Annotated in this window: 17 protein-coding genes; 5 read left to right on the plus strand and 12 right to left on the minus strand. The window is 61.2% G+C overall.

All coding sequences use genetic code 11. The annotated features are described in order from the left end of the window. Window positions 1-868: 868 nt before the first annotated feature. Window positions 869-1504 (minus strand): TetR/AcrR family transcriptional regulator, encoded by a 636-nt coding sequence (locus tag A7D21_RS31800; RefSeq protein ID WP_069553636.1) that lies wholly within the window; start codon window positions 1502-1504, stop codon window positions 869-871. A 93-nt stretch (window positions 1505-1597) separates the two neighbouring features. Here A7D21_RS31800 and A7D21_RS31805 point away from each other — a divergent pair, with 93 nt between their 5' ends. From A7D21_RS31805 to A7D21_RS31815, 3 genes are read left to right on the plus strand one after another with little or no spacing between them, the layout of a single operon-like run. Then, window positions 1598-2698 (plus strand): efflux RND transporter periplasmic adaptor subunit, encoded by a 1101-nt coding sequence (locus A7D21_RS31805; RefSeq protein ID WP_053254717.1) that lies wholly within the window; start codon window positions 1598-1600, stop codon window positions 2696-2698. Between the two features lie 6 nt (window positions 2699-2704). Beyond that, window positions 2705-5770 carry an efflux RND transporter permease subunit gene (locus A7D21_RS31810; protein ID WP_069553637.1) on the plus strand — a complete coding sequence of 1022 codons (3066 nt, stop codon included), beginning with the start codon at window positions 2705-2707 and terminating at the stop codon, window positions 5768-5770. 2 nt (window positions 5771-5772) lie between these two features. After that, window positions 5773-6366, plus strand: coding sequence for a LysE family translocator (locus tag A7D21_RS31815; protein ID WP_053254719.1), 594 nt, complete (start codon window positions 5773-5775; stop codon window positions 6364-6366). Window positions 6367-6867: 501 nt separating this feature from the next. On the opposite strand, the gene A7D21_RS31820 is transcribed toward A7D21_RS31815, so the two are convergent. Genes A7D21_RS31820 through plsB form a run of 3 tightly spaced genes read right to left on the minus strand, consistent with a single transcriptional unit; the run spans window position 6868 to window position 10554 of the window. Further along, window positions 6868-7557 carry a DUF4197 domain-containing protein gene (locus A7D21_RS31820; protein ID WP_053254720.1) on the minus strand — a complete coding sequence of 230 codons (690 nt, stop codon included), beginning with the start codon at window positions 7555-7557 and terminating at the stop codon, window positions 6868-6870. A 39-nt stretch (window positions 7558-7596) separates the two neighbouring features. After that, window positions 7597-7998, minus strand: coding sequence for a YbaY family lipoprotein (locus A7D21_RS31825; protein ID WP_053254721.1), 402 nt, complete (start codon window positions 7996-7998; stop codon window positions 7597-7599). A gap of 51 nt (window positions 7999-8049) precedes the next feature. Next, window positions 8050-10554, minus strand: coding sequence for a glycerol-3-phosphate 1-O-acyltransferase PlsB (plsB, locus tag A7D21_RS31830; protein ID WP_069553638.1), 2505 nt, complete (start codon window positions 10552-10554; stop codon window positions 8050-8052). Window positions 10555-10736: 182 nt separating this feature from the next. On the opposite strand from plsB, the gene A7D21_RS31835 reads away from it, so the two are divergent. Continuing rightward, window positions 10737-10946, plus strand: a complete 210-nt coding sequence (locus A7D21_RS31835; RefSeq protein ID WP_003219353.1) for a cold-shock protein — start codon at window positions 10737-10739, stop codon at window positions 10944-10946. Between the two features lie 140 nt (window positions 10947-11086). Here the strand turns inward: A7D21_RS31835 and A7D21_RS31840 are convergent, their stop codons facing one another. The 4 genes from A7D21_RS31840 to A7D21_RS31855 all read right to left on the minus strand — a co-directional run bounded on the left by A7D21_RS31840 (window position 11087) and on the right by A7D21_RS31855 (window position 16325). After that, window positions 11087-11464, minus strand: coding sequence for a hypothetical protein (locus A7D21_RS31840; RefSeq protein ID WP_069553639.1), 378 nt, complete (start codon window positions 11462-11464; stop codon window positions 11087-11089). Window positions 11465-11518: 54 nt separating this feature from the next. Continuing rightward, window positions 11519-12328 (minus strand): putative RNA methyltransferase, encoded by an 810-nt coding sequence (locus tag A7D21_RS31845; protein ID WP_053254723.1) that lies wholly within the window; start codon window positions 12326-12328, stop codon window positions 11519-11521. Next, window positions 12328-13479, minus strand: coding sequence for a succinyl-diaminopimelate desuccinylase (gene dapE, locus A7D21_RS31850; protein ID WP_069553640.1), 1152 nt, complete (start codon window positions 13477-13479; stop codon window positions 12328-12330). The genes A7D21_RS31845 and dapE overlap by 1 nt, the downstream gene beginning before the upstream one ends. Before the next feature lie 254 nt (window positions 13480-13733). Next, entirely contained in the window at window positions 13734-16325 is a 2592-nt protein-coding gene (locus A7D21_RS31855; RefSeq protein ID WP_053254725.1) for a glycosyltransferase, read from the minus strand. A gap of 217 nt (window positions 16326-16542) precedes the next feature. Between A7D21_RS31855 and tcdA the strand changes: the two genes are divergently transcribed. Then, a complete protein-coding gene (gene tcdA, locus A7D21_RS31860) occupies window positions 16543-17352 on the plus strand; it encodes a tRNA cyclic N6-threonylcarbamoyladenosine(37) synthase TcdA (RefSeq protein ID WP_053254726.1) in 810 nt (269 codons plus the stop codon). 122 nt (window positions 17353-17474) lie between these two features. Here the strand turns inward: tcdA and A7D21_RS31865 are convergent, their stop codons facing one another. The 4 genes from A7D21_RS31865 to A7D21_RS31880 form a co-directional block, all read right to left on the minus strand. Continuing rightward, window positions 17475-17882, minus strand: a complete 408-nt coding sequence (locus tag A7D21_RS31865) for a SufE family protein (RefSeq protein ID WP_053254727.1) — start codon at window positions 17880-17882, stop codon at window positions 17475-17477. Then, the gene (locus tag A7D21_RS31870) at window positions 17879-19084 is read right to left on the minus strand and encodes an aminotransferase class V-fold PLP-dependent enzyme (RefSeq protein ID WP_069553641.1); all 1206 of its coding nucleotides are present in this window, start codon (window positions 19082-19084) and stop codon (window positions 17879-17881) included. The genes A7D21_RS31865 and A7D21_RS31870 overlap by 4 nt, the downstream gene beginning before the upstream one ends. A gap of 69 nt (window positions 19085-19153) precedes the next feature. Next, window positions 19154-20188, minus strand: coding sequence for a 2,3,4,5-tetrahydropyridine-2,6-dicarboxylate N-succinyltransferase (gene dapD, locus A7D21_RS31875; protein ID WP_053254729.1), 1035 nt, complete (start codon window positions 20186-20188; stop codon window positions 19154-19156). A gap of 31 nt (window positions 20189-20219) precedes the next feature. Continuing rightward, a partial coding sequence (locus A7D21_RS31880; RefSeq protein ID WP_069553642.1) for an ArsC family reductase occupies window positions 20220-20555 on the minus strand: 336 nt, incomplete at its 5' end.

Here is a 20555-nt window from a genome sequence, read left to right on the forward strand (position 1 = left end):
CCGTGGGCCGCCGCGATGGGCCATCCTTGGCCCAGCGCGGCTAACCCGGCGTCCTGCCGGGTTACCCACGGATTCAAGCCTGCGTTCGGCCATCGTGGTTAACGGGGCCTGTCAGATCAAGATCAACAGCAGAGCAAGATCAAAAGCAGAGCACGGCGGCCTGGTAGCCGACCTGAGTGGTTGAAGCAAAAGCAGATCAAAAACACAGCAGAAGCAGATTAGAAGCTGCTCAGAAGCAAAACTGCTTTTCTGTGGGAGCTGGCTTGCCTGCGATGCGGCACCTCGGTATATCAGTGAGGCACAGTCGATGCCATCGCAGCGGTTCGGCGATCCGACAAGCCAGCTCCCACATTTGACTGAGTTTAGTCTCCAAGATCAGGTCGGCTGTCAGGCCGCCGTGCTCTGCTTTTGATCTTGATCTGCTGTTGATCTTAGGCGCCCCGTTAACCACGCTGGCCGAACGCAGGCTTTGGAGCGTGGGTAACCCGGCAGGACGCCGGGTTAGCCGCGATGGGCCAAGGATGGCCCATGGCGGCGGCCCACGGTCTGAAGCCTGCGTGAGGGCACACCGAGCCTAAGCGAGGTGCCGAGTGGTGGGGCAAGAGCCCTTTTGGTTGCTTTTGGGGCTCTTTTCCGAAAGTGACCCGCCGTAAGGGCGGAACCCTAAGCAGCCGTTACCGCAGCAACGGATATGTACTCAGCGCCCCCCCGACAACCACAGCACTCAACCCGTAAAAAAATGTGTAGATACCTATGCTCATCGCAGGCAGGCCCTGCTCCCACAGGAGAATGCATTCCAGCATGAGAACACGGTCACCGGTGGGAGCTAGCTTGCCTGCGATAGCGCCGGTGCGGGCGGCGCAAGGCTTCAGGGCCGATAAGCCCGCATGAACAACCCCACCACTTCCTGCACATGGGCTTCGGCGGCTTCTTCATCCAGTGGCCCGCCGCAGCCATACAGCAAGCAGAAGTTCGCCGTGCCCTTGAGCAGGCAAAAGAAATGCTCGGCCGCCGTCAACGGTTTGTCGATGCTCAGGGCGCCGCTCTGGTCGATCCGGCTGAGCAGGCGCTCCATGCCCTGCAGCATGCGCATGGGGCCGGCTTCAAAGAAGATCTGCGAGAGTTTCACGTCCTGATTGCCGGTGGTCATCATCAGGCGATGCAGGTTCACCGACTCCTCGCTGTTGATCAGCCGATGGAACCCCCGCGCGATATTCAACAACACAGTCTGCACCGGGATGCCTTCGGGCAATTCGAAGTACATCACCGGCAGTTGCTCCTCGCACTTGGCCACGACGGCGGCGGTGAACAACGTCTCTTTGTCGGTGAAGTGGCTGTAGACCGTCAGTTTTGACACGCCGGCCTCGAGGGCCACGGCATCCATGCTGGTGCTCGCGTAGCCATTGCTCAAAAACAGGATTTTAGCTGCTTCGAGGATTGCCTGGCGTTTTGCCATGTCCTTGGGACGCCCGGGGCTATTGGTGTTCACTGGATTGTCGGACATTTTCACCTTTAATACTGGACTGGCGAGTTTGGTATTAATAACATACTGGCCAGTATAATTATTCCTAGCTCCATTTGCGAAAGGTCCTTCAGCATGCGCAGCACTTTCCTGCCCCTTGCGTTGCCTGTCAGCCTGGTCTTCCTGTTGGCCGCCTGCGGCCATGAAGAAGCGGCCCAAACCACCGTCCGCCCGGCCATGGTGGTGCAACCGCAGCCTTCGGCCCAGGCGATGGACAGCTATCCGGGTGAGGTGCGCGCCCGGTATGAGCCGGATCTGGCCTTTCGTATCGGCGGTAAAGTCAGCAAGCGGTGGGTGGAGGAGGGCGAGCGGGTCAAGGCTAACCAGCCGCTGGCAGAGCTCGACCCACAGGATGTGCGCCTGCAACTGGAAGCCACCCGTGCCCAGGTCGCCGCCGCCGAGGCCAACCTGAGCCTGGTGCGCGCCGAGCGTGACCGTTACAAGACCCTGATGGACCGTCAGATGGTCAGCCGCTCGCAGTACGACAATTCGGAAAACCTTTACCGATCCGGTGAAGCGCGCCTGAAGCAGATCAAGGCTGAATTTGATGTGTCGAGCAACCAGGCCGGCTATGCGGTGCTGCGCGCCCCCCAGGACGGTGTTGTTGCCAAGCGCGCGGTGGAAGTCGGCCAAGTGGTGTCCGCCGGCCAGACGGTGTTCACCCTGGCCACCGATGGTGAGCGCGAAGTGCTGATCAGCCTGCCCGAGCAAGGCTTCGGCCGGTTCAAGATTGGTCAGCCGGTGTCGGTGGAACTGTGGAGCCAGCCAGACCAACGCTTTGCCGGGCGCATCCGTGAGTTGTCGCCTGCGGCTGATCCCAAGTCGCGTACCTTCGCCGCCCGCGTCGCCTTCACAGGTGGCAAAGTCCCGGCCGAACTGGGCCAGAGCGCCCGAGTGTTCATCCAGGCTGACGGCGTAATTCCTCTGTCGGTACCGCTGTCTGCGCTCAGTGCGGAGAACGGCGCGTCCTATGTGTGGCGTGTGCAAGCGGACAACACGCTGAAACGCACACCGGTGCGCATTGGCGCCTTCGGCGAAAAAACCGTGCCGGTCCTCGAAGGCTTGGCCCCCACCGATTGGGTGATTGCAGCGGGCGTGCATGTGCTCCATGAGGGCCAGCAAGTGCGCCCGGTGGATCGCTCCAACCGAGTTGTGAATCTGGCGGCCAAGGAGTAGTCCCCGATGGGTTTCAATCTTTCCGAATGGGCGTTGCGTAATCGCCAGATCGTACTGTTCCTGATGATCCTGCTGGCGGTGGTCGGCACGCTGTCCTACACCAAGCTGGGGCAAAGCGAGGACCCGCCGTTCACCTTCAAGGCCATGGTCATCAAGACCAATTGGCCCGGGGCCACCGCCCAGGAAGTCTCGCGCCAGGTCACCGAGCGTATCGAGAAAAAACTCATGGAGACGGGCGACTACGAGCGCATCGTGTCCTTCTCGCGGCCCGGTGAGTCCCAGGTCACCTTTATGGCCCGCGACGCGATGCATTCCGCGCAGATTCCGAACCTGTGGTACCAGGTGCGCAAGAAGATCAGTGACATCCGCCAGACCTTGCCGCCGGATATCCAGGGGCCGTTTTTCAACGATGAATTCGGCACCACCTTCGGCAATATCTACGCGCTGACCGGCGATGGCTTCGACTACGCGGTGCTCAAGGACTACGCCGATCGCATTCAGATTCAGCTGCAACGTGTGCCGGATGTGGGCAAGGTCGAGCTGCTTGGGCTACAGGATGAGAAGATTTGGATCGAACTGTCCAACCTCAAGCTCGCCACCCTCGGCCTGCCATTGGCGGCAGTGCAGCAGGCATTGCAGGAGCAGAACGCCGTCTCTACGGCCGGCTTCTTTGAAACCCCGACCGAACGTGTGCAGCTGCGCGTGTCAGGCAACTTCAAAACCGTGGAGGAGATTCGCAATTTCCCGATTCGCGTGGGGGACCGCACGTTCCGTATTGGCGACGTGGCCGACATCCACCGTGGCTTCAACGATCCGCCGGCGCCGCGCATGCGTTATATGGGCGCGGACGCCATCGGCCTGGCGGTGGCCATGCGCGATGGCGGCGACATTCTGGTATTGGGCAAGGCCCTTGAAGGTGAATTCGCACGCCTGCAGAAGAACCTTCCGGCTGGCATGGAACTGCGCAAGGTGTCGGATCAGCCGGCGGCAGTGAAAACCAGCGTCGGTGAGTTCGTACAGGTATTGGCCGAGGCGTTGGCCATCGTCTTGCTGGTGAGTTTTTTCTCACTGGGGGTGCGCACCGGTATGGTAGTGGCCCTGGCGATTCCGCTGGTGCTGGCGATGACCTTTGCCACAATGTATTACCTCGGTATCGGCCTGCACAAAATCTCCCTCGGCGCGTTGGTGCTGGCCTTGGGTTTGCTGGTCGACGACGCCATCATCGCCGTGGAAATGATGGCGATCAAAATGGAGCAGGGTTACGACCGGCTCAAGGCCGCCAGCTTCGCCTGGACCAGCACGGCGTTCCCCATGCTGACGGGCACCTTGATCACGGCGGCGGGCTTTCTGCCGATTGCCACCGCACAATCGAGCACCGGCGAATACACCCGCTCGATCTTCCAGGTGGTGACCATCGCGCTGCTGGCCTCGTGGGTCGCTGCGGTGGTGTTTGTGCCGTACCTGGGAGAAAAACTCCTGCCGGACCTGGCGAAAATTCACGCGGCCAAACACGGCACCGATGGCCCCGATCCCTACGGCACGCCGTTCTACCAACGTGTAAGGCGTTTGGTTGAATGGTGTGTGCGTCGCCGCAAGACCGTGATTGTCCTGACCTTGCTGCTGTTTATCGGCTCGGTGGCGCTGTTCCGATTTGTGCCGCAACAGTTCTTCCCCGCTTCCGGTCGCCTGGAATTGATGGTTGACCTGAAACTGGCGGAAGGCGCCTCACTGAGCAACACCGCCGACCAGGTCAAACGCCTGGAAGCCTTGCTCAAGGAGCACGCAGGCATTGAAAACTATGTGGCCTACGTTGGCACGGGTTCGCCGCGTTTCTATCTGCCCCTGGACCAACAATTGCCGGCCGCGAGCTTCGCGCAATTTGTGGTGCTGGCCAAAACCATCGAAGAGCGTGAAGGCCTGCGCACCTGGTTGATCGAAACCCTTAACGAACAATTCCCCGACCTGCGCTCGCGGGTCACGCGCCTGGAGAACGGCCCGCCAGTGGGCTATCCGGTGCAGTTTCGTGTGACCGGCGAACACATCGAGGAAGTTCGTGCCTTGGCCCGCAAAGTGGCGGCCAAGGTTCGCGAAAATACCCATGTGGTCAACGTGCACCTGGACTGGGAAGAACCGAGCAAAGTCGTCTACCTCAATATCGACCAGGACCGCGCCCGTGCCCTCGGCGTAAGCACCGCCAACCTGTCGAAGTTCCTGCAGAGTTCGCTGACCGGTTCCACCGTCAGCCAATTTCGCGAGGACAACGAGTTGATCGAAATCCTCCTGCGCGGCACCGTGCATGAGCGCACCGAGTTGTCATTGCTGCCAAGCCTGGCGGTGCCGACCGACAATGGCAAAAGCGTGGCGCTGTCGCAGATTGCTACCCTCGAATACGGCTTCGAAGAGGGCATTATCTGGCATCGCAACCGCCTGCCGACCGTCACCGTGCGCGCCGACATCTACGGCAAGGAACAACCGGCGACGCTGGTGCAGCAGATTCTGCCAACGCTCGCTGACGTGCGCGCAGAACTGCCGGACGGCTACTTGCTCGAAGTCGGCGGCACCGTCGAGGATTCTGCCCGTGGCCAGAACTCGGTCAAGGCCGGTGTGCCTTTGTTCATTGTGGTGGTGCTGACCCTGCTGATGCTGCAACTGCGCAGTTTCTCACGCACGGCGATGGTGTTTCTGACGGCACCGCTGGGCTTGATCGGGGTGACCTTGTTCCTGTTGGTATTCCGTCAACCCTTCGGCTTTGTCGCCATGTTGGGAACCATCGCCTTGTCGGGGATGATCATGCGCAACTCGGTGATCCTGGTGGACCAGATCGAACAAGACATCAAGGCTGGATTGGCGCCGTGGCAGGCGATCATCGAAGCCACCGTCCGACGCTTCCGCCCGATTGTACTGACAGCCCTGGCGGCGGTGCTGGCGATGATTCCGCTGTCACGCAGCGTGTTCTTCGGGCCGATGGCGGTGGCGATCATGGGCGGATTGATCGTGGCAACGGCGTTGACCCTATTGTTCTTGCCGGCCCTGTATGCTGCGTGGTTCCGAGTGAGGAAGGACGTCGCGTAATCATGCTGGCCACCGTTTCAGCCCTGATGTTGTTGTTGCTCGCCCCAGGCCCGACCAACACCCTGCTGTTCCGTGCGGGGGTGTTGTTCGGCTATCGGGCGTCGTGGACGCTGGTCTTTATCGAATGCCTGGCCTACTTGCTGCAGGTGTCGGTGTGGGGCGTGGCGTTGCTTTATCTCGCGGCCTATTCGCCAGGGATGTTGAACATCACGCAACTGGGGGCGGCCTGCTACCTGCTGTATGTCTCGTTCAGGCTGTGGCAGCGCAAAAGCAGCGCTGTCACTGCGGCCGGCGACGGTTTTTCCGGCCTGTATTTTTTCTGGCTCACCGTGATGAACCCCAAAGGCCTGCTGATCGTTTCGTTTATCGCACCGGCCGACGCCTTTACGTCGCTGCAAGGCTATGTGGGGTTCATGGCCACCCTTGCGATGGTGGTGATACCGGTAGGGGCGGCGTGGATCGTGCTGGGCAGCCGCTTTGAAGGCATTCAGAAGACGTGGTTCACGCCCTTGAAGATCAACCGCGCGACGTCCGTGGCTATCGGCTGTTTCGCGACGATCATGCTAGGGCGGCTGGCGGGCTCGGTTATTCATTGATTTACATGCCGATGCAAACCGCTATCGGCGGCGGTGGAACGTTCCTCTTTTTCACTCCACTCAGCATTGCCTGATGAACAGGCACGGGTTTCGACTTCGCCTGTTGGCGGTCGGGCCCGATTCAATGAGTTTATGGAGTGCCATATGTCGTTTTTTACTGAAATTGCTGCTTTTAAAGGGGCGTTTTTCGGCGCGTTGTTGGGCAATCATTTGCCTTGCAAACAGGTCGAGACCACCAGGCCGCAGAGGCCGGAGCATGGAAAGCCCGGGCCTCACCGCCCTCATTCCGTTCAGCCAGTGGTGGGTCACACCCAACCCGCCAAGCCGAGCTACGGTAAACCGCACTCACAGCCACAGCCACAGCCACAGCCACAGCCACAGCCGTACAGGCCTTTGTATCCGCTGTTTCGTTGAGTCGCTAGGCCGCTAGCGCAAGACAACTGCGCCCAGGTGTGTGAGGACCCACCTGGGCGCAGCAGAGTGAAGGGTGACGCTGGGGCATTACAGCGCGCCAAACACCTTCTTCGCCAGGCTGGTGGCTGCCGCCGCAGGGTTCTTGCGAATGGTTTCTTCCTGCTGCGCAATCATTTTGAACAAGCCATCCAGCGCCTGTTCGGTCACGTAGCTTTCGACATTGGCACTTTTGGCATCAACCGCGCCAAAGGCCGCCGCCTTGCCCGCCAGGGCGTTGTATTGCTGGGCGACGCCAACCTTGTCGGTGGCAGCCTTGACGATCGGCAGGAACTTGGCGCGGATCTCTTCGCGGCTGCTTTTGTTCAGGTATTGAGTCGCCGAGTCCTGGCCGCCAGTGAGGATGCCCTTGGCGTCGGTCACGCTCATGTTTTTTACCGCATTGACCAGAATCGGTTGCGCCTGGGTCACGGCGGTTTCAGCCGCCTTGTTCATGCTGGTTTCCAACTGCGTGACTTGATCGCCCATGCCGAACATTTTCAGCTTGTCGGCCACTTTGCCCAGCTTGCCTGGCAGACCAATCTTCACTTGTGGGTTGTTGCTGAAACCACCGGGTACGCCCAGTTGTTTCACGGCAATCTGCGCGCCTTGGGTCAGTGCATCCTTGAGGCCGCCGCTGGCGTCAGCCTGGGACAGGTTGCCAAGTGACAGGGCCATGGCGTTGGCGCCAAGCAGCAGGCCGGCGCACAGGGCCGTGAGGCGAAGGGAGTTACGGAGCATGGGCGCTTCCTTTTGATCGGGCTTAGGGGCTGGAAAGTATCAGTGTGCGACCGCATCCACCCGCAGGCGCAGTGGTTGCGGGTCTTGGCCGTTCAGCTGTACAGCGTGCCGTTCGGTGGTGATAAACAGTAGCTTGCCATCCAGCTCGATGCGAGCGCTCACCGAGTACGTGTGACCTGGCTTGATGTGGGCGGGGTCGTAGCTCAGGTGAAACGGCAGTGGTACCTGGCCTTTTACCGGGCCTTTCTGTTCAGCCAGGGTCACGGCCGGGGCGTCCATCAAGGACACGTCCTGCAGGCTGACGCTCAAGGTGGCGGTGGGCGGCAGGGCGATGCGTTGCAGGTAGAACACTTCACCGTCGAGGCTGGCTTTGGCGGCGGGGTTCATGGACTGGCAGGCTCCGAGCAGGGCGGTCAGGCCGAGGAGGATGATCTTTTTCATGGTGCAGCTCCTTTTCAACGGCGCCGGAATCCCCCCGACGCCTCATTCAATCTAGCGGCTTTCTTCAGGCGTGGCCGGTGCCTCGGCGGCGCCATCGACACGGTGCAACGCCACCTGGCGGATCGACAGGCGAATATCGGCCGGCAACACGCGTTTTGCCGCGCCTTCGGCCAGCTCACCCAGCAGGTCGTGGTAGCTCAACTTACCGGCGGCATCGCGGCGCAGCACATCTTCCTCCAGCAACGTCTGGATAAAATGTCGGAAAAGGCTCTTATCGAAGAATTCCGGGGCATTGAGGCCATGCAGGATCGACAGGCGCTGGGCCATGATCGTGCACAGGTCTTCCAGCTCTTCGGCGCTGATGCTGTTCTGGCCGCTGTTGAGCAGCAGCGAGATCGCCATGTAGAAGCGTTGCAGGGTCTGGGCGATGCTCTTGGACAGCAACGTCAGCAGCACAAAGTGCCGCGAACTCGGGGCCGGGCGCAGGTAGACCTCGTTTTCGAAGCGCAGCAGGCCTTGTTCGACAAACGCCTCAAGCCACTGGTCGACCACCGCGTCCAGCTCCTCCAGCGACCAGCGGATAAACAACTCCGATTGCAGGTACGGGTAGAGCGCGCGGGTGTAACGCAGGATTTGTTCGCGACTCATCCGCGAGCTGCTTTGGAAGAAGCTTGCCAGCAGCGCGGGCAGGGCGAAGATGTGCAGCACGTTGTTGCGGTAATAGGTCATCAGGACGGCATTCTGCTCGTCCAGGTACAGAATCTTGCCCAGGGCGTCACTCTGCTCGGACAGCAGGTCCATGTCCTTGACGTGCTTGATCAACGCCATGCCATCGCCTTCCGGCAAGGTGGTATGCGGCGAGTACGGCACGCGGCGCAGCAGCGCGAGGTACAGGTCCAACTGACGCGCCATGGCCTGTTCGTCCAGGGCCAGGCGGGTGGTGGACAGCAGCGCCAGTGCCACCAGGTTCACCGGGTTGACAGCGGCGGCTTCGTTCAAGTGGCGCGCCACCTGCTCACCGAGGCGGTTGGTGGTTTCGTTGAGCCAGGCGGGTTTGTAGTTCGGCCCCAGTTCCTGGTTGCGCCAGTCGGGTTGCTCGGTGTCGAGAAACTCGGCCAGTTTGATCGGTTCACCGAAGTTGACCGCGACTTGGCCAAATCGCTGCTTGAGCGCGCCGACCACTTTGAAAATATCAAAGATCGATTCTTTTTTCTTGCTCGCGCCGCGCAGCTCGCCGAGGTAAGTGCGGCCTTCCAGCACACGCTCATAGCCGATATACACCGGCACAAACACGATCGGCATGCGCGAAGAGCGCAGGAAACTGCGCAGGGTAATGGCCAGCATCCCGGTTTTCGGTTGCAGCATACGCCCGGTGCGCGAACGCCCGCCTTCCACGAAGTACTCCACCGGGAAACCCTTGGTGAACAGCGTGTGCAGGTATTCGTTGAACACCGAGGTATACAGCGGGTTGCCCTTGAAGGTGCGGCGCATGAAAAACGCACCGCCACGGCGCAACAGGCTGCCGATTACCGGCATGTTCAGGTTGATGCCGGCGGCGATATGCGGTGGAGTCAGGCCATTCTTGAACAGCAGGTACGAGAGCAGCAGGTAGTCGATATGGCTGCGGTGGCAAGGCACATAGATCACCTCATAACCCTGGGCGACCTTTTGCACACCCTCAATGTTATTGACCTTGATGCCGTCGTAGATCTTGTTCCAGAACCAGCTCAGTACCACTTCCAGAAAGCGGATCGCGGTGTAGGTGTAGTCCGAGGCGATCTCGTTACCGTAGCGCAGGGCCTGGGCCTTGGCTTTTTCCGGGGTGATTTTTTCGCGTTCGGCTTCCTCGCTGATGGCTTGGCGCACCAACGGCATATTGACCAGGCCCTTCACCAAATTGCGGCGGTGGGACAGGTCAGGGCCGATCACGGCGGTCTTCAGGTTACGAAAGTGCACACGCAGGATGCGCTGGGCCATCCGCACGGTGCGTTCGTGACCTTTATTGTGCTCGATCAATTCACGCAGGTTGATAGGCGCAGAGAATTGCACGCGGGTCTTGCGGCCCAGGATCAGAATGCTTAACAGCCGGCGTAGACGGCCGGTGACGGCCCAACTGTCGGCAAACAGCAGTTTCCACGGGCTGGACTCGCTCTCGGGCGACTGCCCCCAGAACACGCTGACGGGAATGATTTGTGCATTCTCTTCGGCGTGTTCGGTCAGGGTGTTGACCAGCCGGTTCAGGGTTGGCGGTGCGCCGCGCTTGTCCTGGCGGCCAAGCCAGTCCGGCTCCGGCGTGAGGTAGAAGAACGCGGCGGGTTCGATCAGCGGGCCCACCGATACCGGCAGCACCGGGCGCGGCAGGCCGGCCTTGGTGCACTCGGTATCGACCACGGCCAATTCGGTGAGGGAGGGCGATTGCAGGACGTAGAACACCGGCCGGCTGCGGTCGAGGTTAAGGGTTAGGGACGACTGGTTGATCGTCTCGGAGCGAACCCAGAGGTACAACAGTCGGCGCAAGGTGCCAAACACCAGACGGCGGAACGGGGAGCGGGTCATAGGCGTGCTGCTTCAAGTGGAAAAAACCGAGCAGGCGCTCGGGCGGGTAGTGTGCCGTATTCGCCGAAAATCGGCAAAAAAGCAGCGATGTAAACTTGAGTTGATCGTTTTTGAGCCTGTCTTATACTCGGCAGTTCAATGCGCACGACTCAACAATAAAAATGCAAGTGGGAGTAAGACAGATGGCAACGCGTGAAACCGGCAATGTGAAGTGGTTCAACGATGCAAAAGGCTATGGTTTTATTCAGCGTGAAGACGGCAAGGATGTGTTTGTGCACTACCGCGCCATTCGCGGTGAAGGCCACCGCTCATTGGCCGAGGGCCAGCAGGTGGAATACGCCGTGGTGACCGGCGAGAAGGGGTTGCAGGCAGAGGATGTCGTCGGGCTGTAACCTGTTTTTGCTGCACCGCTGAACCCTTGTGGGAGCGGGGTTGCTCGCGAAAGCGGTGTGTCAGTCACTGTAAAGGCGACTGATCCACCGCTTTCGCGAGCAAGCCCGCTCCCACATTTAATGGGGTTCACAAATCAGCTTCAGGCCGTCTTCCAGGTGATCTGCTCTTCACCGTCCACGCTGATGCGAATCCAGGTGTCAGCGCTTTCCTCGCCTTCTTCCTCAACCCAGGTACCCGGCGCGCAACGCACTTCGACGTTCAGCGCAGCAAACGCCGCGCGGGCGCAGGCGATGTCGTCGTCCCATGGGGTCTGGTCGCTTTCCAGGTACAGGCTGTTCCATTTGCCGACGGCTTTTGGCAGCCAGGTGATCGGCACGCTGCCGGCCTTGCACTTGTAGGTCTGGCCTTTCTGGACCCAGTCGGTGCACGGGCCCAGGGCAGCGCCCAGCCAGGCGGCAATGGCCTTGTGGTCGACGTCGGCGTCCTTCAGGTAAATCTCGATATCAGGTTGGCGCATGGATGTTCCTCGTTGCGGGATTCGAAAATCCATTCGCGGATGCTTAAAAGTTGGTTATTGAAGCACGAAATAATCGTAGCGCATCGACACTGTGACCTGCAGCGGCTCGGCCGCCTCAATCACCTCGGCGCGGCGCTCGGCACTCGCGCGCCAGCCATGGGGCGTCATCGCCAGCAGGTTGGCGCGGTCCTGGGGTTCGGCCAGGCTCAGGGTGAACGCCAGGGTTTCGCTGTGGGCGAGGCTCATGCCGTCCGGCACCAGGGCCAAATGCTTGTCGTCAGTGTATTCACGCACTTCGTCGTACAGGCGCTCGCGCAGCTCCATCAGGTGGCCCGCGGTCGGGCCGACCTTCATCAAGCCGCCGCCGGGGCTGAGCAGGCGTTTGGCCTCTTGCCAGTCCAATGGGCTGAACACGCTGGCGAGAAACTGGCAGCTGGCATCGGCCAACGGCACGCGGGCCATACTGGCGATCAACCAGGTCAGCGCCGGGTTGCGTTTGCACGCGCGCTTGACCGCTTCCTTGGAAATGTCCAGCGCGTAGCCGTCAGCCTCGGGCAAGGCTTCGGCGATTTGCGCGGTGTAGTAACCCTCGCCACAGCCGATGTCTACCCAACGCTGTGGCGCGCGCTCGGCGGCCAGTTCGGCCAGGCGCTTGGCCACTGGTGCGTAATGCCCGGCGTTGAGGAAGTCGCGGCGCGCCTCGACCATGGCCAGGTTATCGCCCGGGTCGCGGCTGTTCTTGTGCTGCACCGGCAACAGGTTCAGGTAACCCTGGCGCGCACGGTCAAAACGGTGCCCGACCGGGCACGCCACGCCATTGTCCACCGCATTGAGCGGTGCGCTGCAAATGGGGCAGGCGAGCATCAGGCGAGCAACTTGATCAGGGTGTGGTAGTAGATTTCGGTCAGCACGTCGAGGTCACCGGCCAGGATGCGTTCGTTGACCTGGTGGATCGTCGCGTTGACCGGGCCCAGCTCTACCACCTGGGTGCCCAGCGTGGCGATGAAGCGCCCGTCGGACGTACCGCCGCTGGTGGACGCCTGGGTCTCGCGGCCGGTAATTGCCTTGATGCTGGCCGATACCGCATCCAGCAACGCGCCCGGTTCGGTGAGGAACGGCAGGCCGGACAAGGCCCATTCCACGTGCCAGTCCAGGCCATGTTTGTCGAGGATCGCCGCAACGCGTTGTTGCAGGCCTTCCACCGTGGATTCAGTCGAAAAGCGGAAGTTGAACACTGCCGTCAGTTCACCGGGGATCACGTTGGTGGCGCCGGTGCCGGAATTGAGGTTGGAAATCTGGAAGCTGGTCGGCGGGAAGAAGGTGTTGCCGTTGTCCCAATGCTCGGCGGCCAGTTCCGCCAGGGCCGGTGCGGCCAGGTGGATGGGGTTCTTCGCCAGGTGCGGATACGCCACGTGGCCTTGTACACCGCGCACGGTCAGGGTCGCGCCGAGAGAGCCGCGACGGCCGTTCTTGACCACATCGCCGACCAGAGAGGTGCTCGACGGTTCGCCGACGATGCACCAGTCGAGGCGCTCCTTGCGTGCCGCCAGACGCTCGATCACCGCCTTGGTGCCATGGTGCGCCGGGCCTTCTTCATCGCTGGTGATCAGGAAAGCGACCGAGCCCTTGTGGTCCGGGTAGTCGGTGACGAACCGCTCGGACGCCACCAGCATTGCGGCCAGGCTGCCTTTCATGTCTGCCGCGCCACGGCCGCACAGCATGCCGTTTTCATCGATCAGCGCGTCGAACGGGTCGTTCTGCCAGGCCTGCACCGGGCCGGTCGGGACCACGTCGGTGTGGCCGGCAAAGCACAGCACCGGGCCTTCGTGTTTGCCGTGGGTGGCCCAGAAGTTGTCCACGTCTTCGATGCGCATTGGCTCAAGCTTGAAACCGGCGTCGCCCAGGCGCTGCATCATCAGCTTCTGGCAGTCGGCGTCAATCGGTGTGACCGACGGGCGACGGATCAGGTCGATAGCGAGTTGAAGGGTCGGCGAAAGGTCGGCATGGGCCGTCATGGGGAAACTCCGGGAAGCGTGTAAGGGGCGCGCAGGACGAATGTGGATACAGATCTTGAAATGGCGCAGGTTCAATGTGGGAGCTGGCTGGCCCGCGATAGCATCGCCGCGGTGTACCTGCCAGGCCGCGGCGTCTGCATCGCAGGCAAGCCAGCTCGCACAGAAAGCAGGGCTAGGCCAAGTCTCACAAAACGGCCGTTATCTTATAGCAAAACGGCGGCCAGAGGCCGCCGTTTAGTGCATTGCGCACGTTTTTACTCTGCCGTTGCCGGCTCACCCTTCGGTGCCGGTTTTGGCAGCGACGAGAGGAACGCCATGATCAACGCCGCCACGTACGGCAGCGATTGCACCAGCAGCATCACGACCCAGAAGCGAATGTCATTGCTCGGCAGGCCCTGCACCAGGTAGATCCCCAGCGCCGCGCCCCACAACAGCAGCATGATGAACATTTCTTCGCGCGCTTCGGAAATGGCTACCCAGAAGCCGTGGTTATCCGCGTTTTTCGGTGTACGAAAGAACGGGATGCTGGTGGTGAAGAAGCCATACAGCACCGCCTTGGCGATGGTGTGAGACAACGCCAACCCGGCCAGGGCCGCGCAGAACGCATCCTTGAGGTTCACGCCGACTGCACGGCGGTACAGGAAGATGATCTTGCCCACCTTGAACACGAACAGCGCCAACGGCGGAATCGCGAAAATCAGCAGCGGCGGGTCGACACGGGTCGGCACGATAATCATCGCCGCCGACCACAGCAGCGCGCCGACGGTGAAGAAGATATTCATACCGTCCGCCACCCACGGCAACCAGCCCGCGAGGAAGTGGTAGCGCTGGCCACGGGTCAACTCGGTGCCTTTACCGCGCAAGAGGCTGGCGGTGTGACGCTTGATGATCTGAATCGCCCCGTAGGCCCAGCGGAAACGCTGTTTCTTGAAGTCGATAAAGGTGTCCGGCATCAGGCCTTTGCCGTAGCTGTCGTGGTAATACGCCGCCGACAGACCTTTCTCGAACACGCGCAGGCCCAGCTCGGCGTCTTCACAGATGCACCAGTCGGCCCAGCCCAGTTCTTCGAGCACCGAGCGACGGGTCATGGTCATGGTGCCGTGCTGGATGATCGCGTCGCGGTCGTTACGGGTGACCATGCCGATATGGAAGAAGCCTTTGTATTCCGCGTAGCAGAGCTTCTTGAAGGTGCTTTCGTTCTGGTCGCGATAATCCTGCGGCGACTGCACCACGGCGATTTTCGGGTCGGCGAAGTGCGGCACCATGTGCTTGAGCCAGTTCGGCGACACGCAGTAGTCCGAGTCGATCACCGCGATCACTTCGGCATCCTTGGCGGTGTGCGGGATCAGGTAGTTAAGCGCGCCGCCCTTGAAACCGGCCAAGGGCGAGACGTGGAAGAACTTGAAGCGCGGGCCGAGGGTTTCGCAGTAGTCGCGCACCGGTTCCCAAACCGCTGGGTCCTTGGTGTTGTTGTCGATGATCAGGACTTCGTAGTCCGGGTAATCGAGGGCGGCCAGCGCGTCGAGGGTCTGTTTGACCATCTCCGGCGGCTCGTTGTAGCACGGCACATGGATCGACACTTTCGGGCGGTAGTCCGAATCACCTTCGACCGGCAGGAATTCACGCCGGCGTTTGTGAGTCCATACCGCTTCCGCCAATTCGTGGGCCTCGGTCAGCAACACGATAAACACGCCCAGCGCGCCGAGGGCCAGCAAGATCCCGACGGTCACACTGAACCAGGTGCTGTATTGCTGGCTGTAGTCGTAGCCAATCCACACCAGCACCGACCCGCACAGGAACGCGATGAAGGTCAGGAAGGTCCGGCCCCGCTGGCGCAGGGCCGAGCCGTCGATCATCAGCAAGGTCAGCGAGAGCAGTGCAAGCACCACCGAGCCGATGGCCAGCACGCGCCATTGCGGGATCGCGACCACCGGGCCTTCAAAGTTGAATTTCTGCTGACGCGCGGCGTTGTACACACCCCAGTAAGCGCCGGCTGAACCTTCGTCACTGACTTTCCACGGCTGGTCGAAGGCCTCGATCACGAAGTAGTTGTAGCCTTGGCGGTTGAGCTTGTTCACCAGTGTGCGCAGGTAAACCGCCTGGTCTGCCGGGGATGTTTCATTGCCCCCGCGCATGCGGCCGTTGCTCGGCCAGCCAACCTCCGACAGCAGCAGTGGCTTTTTCGGGAACAGTTTTTTCAGGTCCTTGGCACGGTCGAGTACGTACTGGCCGGCCTTGTCCACCGGAATGAATTCCCAGAACGGCAGGATGTGCGCGGCAATCAGGTCGACGTGCTTGGCCAGTTGCGGGTTCTTTTCCCAGATGTGCCATTGCTCGGACGTGGTCACCGGCACTTTTACCGCGGCACGCACGCGGTCCAGCAACACGATCAGCGCTTGTGGGGTGATTTCTTCCCGGAACAACGCTTCGTTACCGACCACTACCCGCACGACGCTGCGCGAACTGTTGGCCAGTTCGATGGCGCGCTGGATCTCACGTTCGTTACGTTCAAGGTCCGGGCTGATCCAGATACCCAGGGTCACGCGCAGACCGAACTCTTCGGCCAGCTTGGGAATATCGCCCAGGGTGCCGTCGACCGAGTAGGTACGGATGTTGTCCGTCAGCTTGCTCATGATCTCGAGGTCGCGACGCATTTCTTCGTCGCTGGGGTACTGGTCTTTCTGCGGGAACTGGCCTTGCTGGAACGGCGAGTAGGAAAACCCGGAGATCTGTTCGGGCCAGTTGGGGGCAGTGACCGGGCGGTTGATCAGCGCCCAGAAACCGGTGAACAGCGCGGCAATTGCCAGCACCACCACCAGGTTGAGTCCAAATTTACGCGATGACATGGCGATTTCGGGTTCCAAAGGGTGTGGAACGAAAAGAGGTGTCGGCCTACGCCGAACGGCGCGCATCCTACACCGGCCCGTCCCTGAGCGTATAGCAGACAGAGAAAAGCCGGACGTTAGTCAGCGAAACACCCGCTAAGTTCTTTACTTGTAGCTTGTCGCTTCGAACTTGTCGCTGCGTAGTCCATAATGCGCGCCGGTTTTTGGGGTATTGGTCATGAGCACAGAAGATCCGCGGTTTGCAGGCGTCGCCCGCTTGTATGGCATTGAAGGCCTGGAACGCTTGAAAGCGGCCCATGTGGCGATCGTCGGCGTCGGCGGCGTAGGGTCTTGGGCGGCGGAAGCCATCGCCCGTTGCGGGGTAGGCGAGATTTCGCTGTTTGACCTGGACGATGTCTGTGTCAGCAACAGCAACCGCCAGTTGCACGCCCTGGACAGCACCGTGGGCAAGCCCAAGGTCGAAGTCATGGCCGAGCGCCTGCGCGGCATCAACCCGGACTGCACGGTGCATGCGGTGGCGGACTTCGTCACGCGCGATACCATGGCCGAATACATCACCCCGAATATCGATTGCGTGATCGACTGCATCGACGCCGTCAACGCCAAGGCGGCGCTGATTGCCTGGTGCAAACGTCGCAAGATCCAAATCATCACCACCGGCGGCGCGGGCGGGCAGATCGACCCGACGCTGATCCAGGTGTGTGACCTGAACCGCACCTTCAACGACCCGTTGGCGTCGAAAGTGCGCTCCACGCTGCGCCGCGACTACGGTTTCTCGCGCACCGTGACCCGCCATTACAGCGTGCCGTGTGTGTTCTCTACCGAGCAGCTGCGTTATCCCAAGCCGGACGGCAGCATCTGTTTGCAGAAAAGTTTTGTCGGTGACGGTGTGAAGCTGGACTGCGCCGGTGGGTTTGGCGCGGTGATGATGGTGACGGCCACCTTCGGCATGGTGGCGGCGACCAAGGCCGTGGACAAGATTGTCGCCGGGGTGCGCAGGCCGTCTGAGCGGGTCAAACCCACTTAAATCTTACAGCCGAACATAGATCGAAATGTGCGAGCGGGCTTGCTCGCGAAGGCAGAGTGTCAGTCGATACATCATTGACTGAACCAGCGCATTCGCGAGCAAGCCCGCTCCCCCATTTAGTCTTATGTACGGCTCAATTCCCGCATGCGCTGCAGGACTGCATTGAGGCCATTACTGCGTGACGGCGACAACTGTCGCGACAGCCCCAACTGTGCAAACCAGTCAGGCAGGTCGACGGCCTGCAACTCGGCCGCAGACAGCCCGTTGACCCGTGCCAGCAGCAATGCCACCAAGCCACGAATCATCCGCGCCTCGCTGCTCGCGGCAAACTGCCAGTGACCGGCCTGCAAGCGGCCGACCAACCACACCAGGCTTTCACAGCCCTGCACCAGGTTGGCGTCGACCTTGTCCGCATCCGCCAAAGCCGGCAACCGCTCGCCCCATTGCATCAGCATCCGGGCGCGTTGCTCCCAGCTGCCCACGGCTTGAAACGACTCCAGCGCGCTGACGGCCTCCACCGGCAAGCTCATCGCAACATATCCAGCGCCTGGTCCAGCGCTTCAAAGAAACGCTCCAGGTCATCGGAATCGTTGTACAGCGCCAGGGACACGCGGATCGCCCCCGACAACTGCATGGCCTTGAGCAGCGGCATCGCACAATGGTGCCCGGCCCGCACGGCAATGCCTTGCTCGGTGAGCAGGTGCGCAAGGTCGGCGTTATGCACGCCGTCCACCACAAAACTGGCCAAAGCGACCTGCGGCGAGCCCAAGACGCGGATGCCATTGCGTGCCTGCAACCCGCGCAGCAGGTAGTCGTGCAGCGCGGCTTCATGGGCGACCACTGCCGGCTGATCCAGCGAACTCAGGTAATCCAGCGTAGCGCCCAGGCCGATCACGCCGGCAATCGGCGGCGTGCCGGCTTCAAAGCCCAGCGGGGCAGGGCGAAAGCTGGCGCTTTGGTAGTCCGCCTGTTGCACCATCTCGCCGCCAAACTGCCAGTGACGCAGGTGGTGCAGGGCCTCGTTGCGCCCATACAGCACGCCGACGCCGTCCGGGCCGTAGAGTTTGTGGCTGGAAAATACATAAAAGTCGCACCCCAGGGCCTGCACATCGTGCCGACCATGGACGATGCCTTGAGCGCCATCGACCACGGTCAGTGCGCCATGGTTCTTGGCGAGTGCCAGCAAGGCCTCCAGCGGTTGCCAGGCGCCCAGCACGTTGGACAACTGGCTCACCGCCAGCAGGCGGGTGCGCGGGCCGACCAAGGTGGTGGCGGCGTCAAGGTCAATCACGCCGTCATCACCCAGCGGCAATACCACCAGCGTGAGCGCGCGACGTTTGGCCAATTGCTGCCAGGGCAGCAGGTTGGCGTGGTGTTCCAGGGCGCTGATGACAATCTCATCGCCCGCATTGAATAAATGCTCCAGGCCATAAGCCAGGAGGTTCAGCGCAGAGGTTGCGCCGTGGGTAAAGATGATTTGCCCGCTGTCACCTGCGTTCAACCACTGCGCGACCTTGCTGCGACTGTCTTCAAACGCCTGGGTCGCATGGGCGCCGGGCAAATGCTGGGCACGGTGCACATTGGCGGCGCCGTTAGCGTAGTAATGGCTGATGGCATCCAGCAGGGCTTGGGGTTTTTGCGTGGTCGCGGCGTTGTCCAGGTAGGTCTGGTCTTGCCGTTGCAGGGTGGCGATGGCCGGAAAATCGGCGCGCCAGGGAGAGGGCACAAGCATGGTGTTCAAGACTCGTATAAGCGAGCCGCAACCCGAAGGCGCGGCCCGCTAGTGGCATCGAGTGGCTGCTTAGTTGTGAGCGTGCAGCGCTTCGTTCAGTTCGATGGCCGATTTGTGGGTTTTGCACTCCACGGCACCGGTCTCGGAATTACGGCGGAACAGCAGGTCAGGTTGACCGGCCAGCTCACGCGCCTTGACCACTTTGACCAGTTGGTTCTGCTCGTCCAGCAGTGCGACTTTGGTTCCGGCGGTGATGTACAGGCCCGATTCCACGGTGTTGCGGTCGCCTAACGGGATGCCGGTGCCGGCGTTGGCGCCGATCAGGCAGCCTTCGCCGACCTTGATCACAATGTTGCCGCCACCCGACAGGGTGCCCATGGTCGAGCAGCCGCCGCCCAGGTCCGAACCCTTGCCGACGAAGACGCCAGCCGATACCCGGCCTTCGATCATGCCCGGGCCTTCGGTGCCAGCGTTGAAGTTGACGAAACCTTCGTGCATCACGGTGGTGCCTTCGCCCACGTAGGCGCCCAGGCGGATACGCGCAGCGTCAGCGATACGCACGCCGGCCGGTACCACGTAGTCGGTCATTTTCGGGAACTTGTCCACCGAGAACACTTCCAGCAGCTCGCCACGCAGGCGGGCTTCCAACTGACGTTCGGCCAGCTCATTGATGTCGATGGCGCCCTGGCTGGTCCAGGCCACGTTCGGCAGTTGCGGGAACACACCGGCGAGGCTCAGGCCGTGCGGCTTGACCAGGCGATGGGACAGCAGGTGCAGCTTGAGGTAGGCCTCAGGCGTGGAGGTCAGTGCAGCGTCTTCGGCCAACAGGGTCGCGACCAGCGGCGTGTGGCTTTCAGCCAGGCGGCTCAGCAGGGCGGCTTGGGCAGCGTCGACGCCTTTGAGTGCGTCAGCCAGTTGCAGGGCCTGGGAGACGGTGAACGTAATGGCCTGGTTACCTTCGGTGTACCCGAGGATCGGCGCGATGGCCGCGACGATTTCGGCCGACGGGTTGAGCAGCGGTTGTGCGTAAAACACTTCCAGCCAAGCACCTTGGCGGTTCTGAGTGCCGACGCCGAAGCCCAGGCTGAACAGGGAATTGGACATGCTGTTACCTCTACAAAAATGGAAGGCTGGCCTACTTGAGGGCCGCCGAATAACTATCTGGCTTGAAGCCAATCAGGGTTCTGTCACCGAGATCAAGCACCGGGCGCTTGATCATCGAGGGTTGTGCGAGCATCAATTCAATGGCTTTCGACTGATCGAGATCGGCTTTGCGTTCGTCTTCGAGTTTGCGAAAGGTGGTGCCCGCACGGTTCAAAACCACCTGCCAACCGTGCTCGTTGCACCATTGGGTCAAGTGTTCGCGGTCGATACCGGCCGTTTTGTAGTCGTGGAACGCATAGCTCACAGCGTGCTCATCGAGCCAGGTGCGGGCCTTTTTCATGGTGTCGCAGGCTTTGATGCCGTAAAG

This window comes from Pseudomonas sp. AP19 (genome assembly GCF_001728855.1).
GTDB classification, from domain to species: domain Bacteria; phylum Pseudomonadota; class Gammaproteobacteria; order Pseudomonadales; family Pseudomonadaceae; genus Aquipseudomonas; species Aquipseudomonas fluorescens.